Below are 6,561 nucleotides of genomic sequence, written 5' to 3' on the forward strand. Positions count from 1 at the left end.
ATGACCTTTAATGATGATTCCTTCATGTTGAAAAATCAGCCCGCCCATCGCCTATATGCGCAGATAAGAGACTTGCCTATCTATGATTTTCACTGCCACCTAGATCCCAAGGAAATATATGAGGATCAGATTTATGACAACATTGTGGACTTATGGCTGGGAGGTGACCATTATAAATGGCGCCTAATGCGAGCAAATGGTATTCCAGAAAACGAGATTACAGGAACTGCTTCCAACTTGACCAAATTTAAGGCTTGGGCTAAGACAGTGAGTAGAGCATACGGAAATCCCCTCTATCACTGGAGCCACTTAGAATTAAGGCAGGTTTTTGGAGTGAGTGAGCATCTGACAGAGGAGAATGCAGAAGCGCTCTATGACCGTTTAAATGCCTATTTGCAAGAAAAGCAAATCAGCCCCAGAAAGCTCATTCAAGCTGCCAAGGTGACCTTTATTGGCACTACCGATCATCCCTTGGATGATTTAGAATGGCATCAGCGTCTAGCGGCTGATGAGACCTTGGAAACAGTAGTAGCACCAACCTTCCGACCAGATGAAGCCTTTATCGAACATCGCAATTTCAGAGATTTTATCCGTCGTTTGGAGGTCAAGACCAATCGAACCATTGCTCGGTTTGACAGCCTAGTAGCAGCTCTGGGAGATAGGGTTGCCTACTTTGCTCAAGCAGGCTGTGTAGCAAGTGATATTAGTTTTACGGAGATTTGCTTTGAGAGGGCAAGTAAGGGAGAGTTGGACGACCTGTTGCAGGCTACCTTAGCAGGTCAAACGACAAGTGCTTCCGACATCCGAAAATGGCAGACAGCAGTCTTTGTTGCCTTGTGTCGTCTTTATAAACAACATGGCTTTGTCACTCAGGTACATTTTGGTGCCTTGCGGAATAATCATACGGACCTTTTCAATCGTCTGGGTGCAGATGTCGGAGTGGATTCTATTGGAGATCAGATGAATTTGCCCCATCATCTGAACCAGCTGCTAGATTATTTGGTACAGACCGATAGTCTGCCCAAGATGATTTGGTACAATTTAAATCCGATCTATAACATTGTTCTCGCCAATACCTTGGCGAACTTCCAAGCCAATGAAAAAGGGCTTAGGAGCCAATTGCAATTTGGAGCAGGTTGGTGGTTTAATGATACCAAACTCGGCATGATTGACCAGATGAATGCCTATGCAGAGCAAGGAATGCTCGCCAATTTCGTCGGCATGCTGACGGATTCTCGGAGTTTCTTGTCCTATCAGCGCCATGATTACTTTAGACGGATTTTGGCATCCTATGTCGGGCAATGGATAGCAGATGAGGAGGTGCCAGAAGATTATCAGGCACTAGGAAAAGTGGTAGAAGGAATTTCGTACCACAATGCACAACAATTTTTTGAAAAATAAAAGAGGTAATAAGATGAAAATGTCTTTTCGTTGGTACGGGAAAAAAGATCCTGTAACCCTAGCAGAAATCAAAGCCATTCCGGGAATGCAGGGGATTGTGACAGCTGTCTATGATGTGCCAGTTGGTCAGGCTTGGCCTTTAGAAAAAATCCTAGAATTGAAAAAAATGGTGGAAGAGGCTGGTCTTGAAATCACGGTGATTGAGTCTATTCCGGTACATGAGGACATCAAACAAGGCAAGCCGAATCGTGATCAGTTAATTGAAAATTATAAGACCTCCATTAAAAATGTTGGTCTTGTAGGAATTCCAGTTGTCTGCTACAATTTTATGCCTGTCTTTGATTGGACTCGTTCGGACTTGCATCATCCTCTTCCAGATGGGACCACTTCGCTCGCCTTCTTAAAAGAGGACTTGGCAGGGGTAGATCCTGTGGCAGATGATTTAAACTTGCCGGGTTGGGATTCCTCCTACTCTAAGGATGAAATGAAAGCGATCATTGAAAACTATCGTTACAATGTATCAGAAGAGGACTTGTGGGAAAATCTTGCTTACTTCATTCAGGCAATTCTCCCGACTGCAGAAGCTGCTGGTGTGAAAATGGCGATTCACCCGGATGACCCACCGTACGGTATCTTTGGGCTTCCTCGTATCATAACAGGGCAGGCAGCAGTGGAGCGCTTCCTTGATCTCTACGATTCACCGAACAATGGGATTACCATGTGTGTTGGTTCCTATGCGTCAGATCCTAAAAATGATGTGCTTGCCATGACCGAGTACGCTTTGAAGCGCAATCGGATTAACTTTATGCATACCCGTAATGTCACAGCAGGGGAGTGGGGTTTCCAAGAGACTGCCCACCTCTCACAGGCAGGGGATATTGATATGAATGGCGTTGTCAAATTGTTGGTAGACTACGATTGGCAAGGAGCACTTCGTCCTGACCATGGTCGTAGAATCTGGGGAGATCAGACCAAGACACCGGGGTACGGCCTTTACGACAGAGCCTTGGGGGCAACCTATTTCAATGGCCTCTATGAAGCCAACATGAGAGCGGCAGGTAAGATTCCCGATTTCGGGATTCAGGACAAGGCAGTTGGAAAAGACTAATCAAGAGGAGAAAGACAGATGACAAAAGTGATTGAGTTTAAGGATAAGGTTGTAGTGATTACAGGTGCTGGAGGGGTTCTTTGTGGCTATTTGGTTAAGGAATTTGCCAAGGCGGGTGCCAAAGTTGCACTGCTTGATTTGAATGAAGCAGCAGCTCAAGTCTTTGTAGATGAGATTGAAGCAGCTGGCGGTGTAGCAAAAGCCTATGCATCAAATGTTCTCTCAAAAGAGAATTTAGAAGAAGTACGCGAGCAGATCCTAGCAGATTTTGGACCAACTGATATTTTGGTCAACGGTGCTGGCGGAAACAATCCAAAGGCGACTACAGATAATGAGTTTCATGAAGTGAACCTGCCGAGTGACACTAAGACCTTCTTTGATTTGGATGAAAGTGGTATCAATTTCGTCTTTAACTTGAATTATCTTGGAACCTTACTTCCTACTCAGGTTTTCGCTCAAGATATGGTCGGGCGGAAAGGGGCAAATATCATCAATATTTCCAGTATGAATGCCTTTACCCCTCTTACCAAAATTCCAGCCTATTCAGGTGCCAAAGCGGCAATTAGCAATTTCACCCAATGGTTGGCGGTGCATTTTTCAAAGGTTGGCATTCGCTGCAATGCCATTGCACCGGGATTCTTGGTGACCAATCAAAACCGTGGTCTCCTCTTTGATGAGACAGGACAGCCGACTGCGCGTGCGACTAAAATTTTGACCAATACCCCAATGGGACGCTTTGGTGAAGCAGAAGAATTGGTCGGCGGCGTATTCTTCCTTGCAGACGAGCAACTAGCAAGTTTTGTCAATGGCGTGGTACTACCGATTGACGGTGGGTTCTCGGCCTATTCTGGAGTATAAGAATGAAAACAGACTATGTATTTTGTGTGGACTCAGACGGCTGTGCCATGGATACGATGACTTACAAGCACCAACTGTTCTTTGGACCGTTAGCAGCAGATGTGTTTGATATTACAGATAGGGAGACATTTTTGATCGAGTGGAACCGTGTCAACCTCTACTCAAAAACACGCGGCATCAACCGTTTTGTAGGTCTCGTAACAGGGCTAAGGTCTGCGGGTGTGACCGGGATTGACCGATTGGAAGAATGGGTGGAAAACACCTCCTCCCTGTCTAATCGTTCCTTGGAAGAAACCTTAGAAATAACACCGTCAGATGACTTACGCAAGGCCTTGGACTGGTCGGTGCGGGTCAATCGAGCCATTCAAGACTACGATGGTGAAGTTCGTGCATTTGAAGGAGTACGAGCAGCCCTCGCCTTTCTGAAAACCAAGGGGAACGTTTTTGTCGTCTCTTCGGCAAATAAAGAGGCGGTACTAGAAGAATGGCAGGATCAAGGCTTGCTAGAGTTTGTAGATGAGCTCTATTGTCAAGACCGAGGGAAGAAAGAAGATGTACTTGCCAGTTTGCTAGAGGAGGGCTATGATCCTCAGCGGATGCTGATGATAGGCGATTCGCCGGGGGACTTGAGGGCGGCAGAGCAAAACCATATCTCTTTCTACCCAATTCTAGTCGGACAAGAGGCAAGCTCGTGGGCGGACCTAACGCAGGTCTATCTCCAATATTTGCTGGAACAGAAATGGACAGATGAACTTGCAACAACAGTAACAGCCCGATTTTGGGAAAACCTAGAGGATTAAAGAGTATCAACCTAGACAGGAAAAGGAGAATAGCATGGGAACATTAGTTGATTTACGTAAAAAGCCCTACAATTTAGATAAGGACCAGATTGAATGGGTGGAGTCCACATTGGCGGATTTGACAGATGAGGAGAAAATTGGACAGTTATTTGTCAACCTTTTCTTCTTTGGTGGAGATGCCTTTAGTGGCAATACGCTGAGCAATCAAGAGATTATTGAAAAATACCATATTGGTGGTGCACGCTATATGAATGGCAGTCCTGAACAGGTACAAGGACTCATCAATGAACTACAAGGTCATTCCAAGGTGCCCCTTCTAGTCGCTGCCAACTGCGATTCTGGTGGAGACGGTGCGGTCAAAGGCGGCACCTACATTTCCTCAGGGGCTCAATCCGAAGCGAGCCGAGATACCCGCGTGCCGTATCTAGCAGGCTTGGTTTCTGCCCGTGAAGCAACAGCACTCGGTGTCAATGTCAACTTTGACCCATGCGTGGATATTCTGGAAAATTGGCGTAATACGATTGTCAATACCCGTGCCTATGGGACAAACGCCGAAGATGTGATCCGCTACACTAGCGCTTATTTAGATGGTTTAACGTCGGAGCGTGAAGTGATTCAGTGTATCAAGCACTTCCCTGGAGATGGGACAGAGGAGCGTGACCAGCACTTAGTACTTGGTGTCAACGAATTGTCACCCGAAGCATGGGAAGATTCCTTTGGACGGGTCTATCGCCATCACATTGAACGTGGAGTAGAGATGATTATGGCGGGGCATATTGCGCTTCCATATTATCAGCAACAGCTCAATCCAAGTCTAAAAGATGAGGATATTCTACCTGCAACCTTGGCACCAGAATTGATAGAGGGGCTTTTAAAGACTAACCTTGATTTCAATGGCTTGGTCATCACGGACGCGAGTCACATGCTGGGAATGACAGCAGCCATGCGCAGGGAAGACTATGTGCCGGGTGCGATTGCAGCAGGCTGTGACATGTTCCTCTTCTTTAATGATATGGATGAAGATTTTCAGTTTATGCTCAATGGCTACCGTAAGGGGATCATCACAGAGGAACGCTTGAATGATGCCGTTCGTCGGATTTTGGGGCTAAAAGCCAAACTCAATCTCCACATCAAACAGGCGGAAGGGACGCTCCTAAAAACAGCCGAAGATTTAAAGGTGATTGGGTGTGAGGAACACTTGGCATGGCAAAAAGAAGCAGCAGATAAGTCAATTACCCTCTTAAAAGATACGCAAGACAACTTACCGATTAGCCCAGAAACGCATCGTCGCATTCGCCTCTACTATCTTGAAGGAGAAAAGGGAGGCATTATGTCAGCCAGTGATGAGGTCGTAGAGAATCTCAAGTCAGCTTTGGAACGCAGGGGTTATGAAGTGACAATCAATGACGGCACGACCCGCATTAAGGGCTCAACCTTGAGCTATCGCAAGGAAGTTGATTTGGCATTGACAGTAGCAAATGTCGTGGGCTACGGTGCACAAAATAACTATCGCATCCAGTGGAAAACAGCCATGTCCAACGAAGTCCCTTGGTATGTGCATGAAGTACCGACAATCTTGGTGTCGCTCAATTATACGACCCACTTGCACGATGCGACCATGGTCAAGACAGCGATCAATGCCTATCACCACAACTCCAATACTATTGAAGCCCTCCTTGACAAATTAGAAGGAAAGGCAGATTTCCACGGTGTACCAAATGAACTCGTTTGGACCAAGAAATGGCAAGCGAAATTATAACGATATAACTGGGTGAATGGTGTGAACGTTCTCCAGTTCAGAAAAAGCCCCTCGTACGTGCATGCAAGTATGAGGGGGCTTTTTGGTGCTCCGCTAGTTTCTATGCTATTAACTGGTATCATTCACCTAAAATAATCTTGTTGAAACAAGATTGGTACATATATATTTAATTTATTGTTTTGTGTATAGTATGATAAACTCGGGAAAAATTCTCCACCACGAAAAACGCATGAAGAAAGTTTCGCTTTCAGAAATCATAGAATCCACGTCAAACGCATGAAGAAAAGATAGTTTTCAGAAAACTATTTACATAGCGACAAAATCAATCAAAGTAGTAAACTAGAAAAAGAGGTAACTACGATAATTGATTTTCTTGTTTCACTAGAAGCCAAAAGTGAAGAATTAGATAAACGCCAACCGTGGAAAGTTCGTTATTCCCTATCTACCATTTTGTTTCATGTTTTTGTTAGTCAGCTGGCAGGTATTGAAACTTGGAAAGAAATGGAAGATTTTATTGAGATGAATGAATCCCTTCTTGGACAATATGTTGATTTGAGTGATGGATGTCCTTCTCATGATACGTTAGAAGGTGTAGTGAGTATGCTTAACCCTCAATTTTTAACGGAGTTAAAAGT

Annotated in this window: 6 protein-coding genes; all 6 read left to right on the forward strand. The window is 45.1% G+C overall.

Annotated features, from left to right (window positions below; genetic code table 11):
• Positions 1–1,401 carry a glucuronate isomerase gene (gene uxaC / locus E4T82_RS08090; protein ID WP_135182333.1) on the forward strand — a complete coding sequence of 467 codons (1,401 nt, stop codon included), beginning with the start codon at positions 1–3 and terminating at the stop codon, positions 1,399–1,401.
• A gap of 13 nt (positions 1,402–1,414) precedes the next feature.
• Positions 1,415–2,509 (forward strand): mannonate dehydratase, encoded by a 1,095-nt coding sequence (gene uxuA / locus E4T82_RS08095; protein ID WP_135182334.1) that lies wholly within the window; start codon positions 1,415–1,417, stop codon positions 2,507–2,509.
• 18 nt (positions 2,510–2,527) lie between these two features.
• Complete coding sequence (locus E4T82_RS08100; RefSeq protein WP_135182335.1) at positions 2,528–3,367, forward strand: SDR family oxidoreductase; 840 nt, start codon at positions 2,528–2,530, stop codon at positions 3,365–3,367.
• Positions 3,368–3,369: 2 nt separating this feature from the next.
• The gene (locus tag E4T82_RS08105) at positions 3,370–4,167 is read left to right on the forward strand and encodes an HAD family hydrolase (RefSeq protein WP_135182336.1); all 798 of its coding nucleotides are present in this window, start codon (positions 3,370–3,372) and stop codon (positions 4,165–4,167) included.
• Between the two features lie 34 nt (positions 4,168–4,201).
• Positions 4,202–5,926: a glycoside hydrolase family 3 protein gene (locus E4T82_RS08110; RefSeq protein ID WP_135182337.1), complete on the forward strand. Its 1,725-nt coding sequence runs from the start codon at positions 4,202–4,204 to the stop codon at positions 5,924–5,926.
• Positions 5,927–6,286: 360 nt separating this feature from the next.
• Positions 6,287–6,561: transposase family protein (locus E4T82_RS08115; RefSeq protein WP_135182343.1), on the forward strand; the 275-nt coding region annotated here is incomplete at its 3' end.

It is taken from the genome of Streptococcus cuniculi, assembly GCF_004570575.1.
Classification (GTDB): Bacteria; Bacillota; Bacilli; order Lactobacillales; family Streptococcaceae; genus Streptococcus; species Streptococcus cuniculi_A.

Excerpts from the sequence above, each read along its gene's own strand:
- E4T82_RS08100 (WP_135182335.1), top strand. The coding sequence starts at position 2,528 with ATGACAAAAGTGATTGAGTTTAAGGATAAGGTTGTAGTGATTACAGGT.
- E4T82_RS08105 (WP_135182336.1), top strand. The coding sequence starts at position 3,370 with ATGAAAACAGACTATGTATTTTGTGTGGACTCAGACGGCTGTGCCATG.
- uxuA (WP_135182334.1), top strand. The coding sequence starts at position 1,415 with ATGAAAATGTCTTTTCGTTGGTACGGGAAAAAAGATCCTGTAACCCTA.
- E4T82_RS08110 (WP_135182337.1), top strand. The coding sequence starts at position 4,202 with ATGGGAACATTAGTTGATTTACGTAAAAAGCCCTACAATTTAGATAAG.
- uxaC (WP_135182333.1), top strand. The coding sequence starts at position 1 with ATGACCTTTAATGATGATTCCTTCATGTTGAAAAATCAGCCCGCCCAT.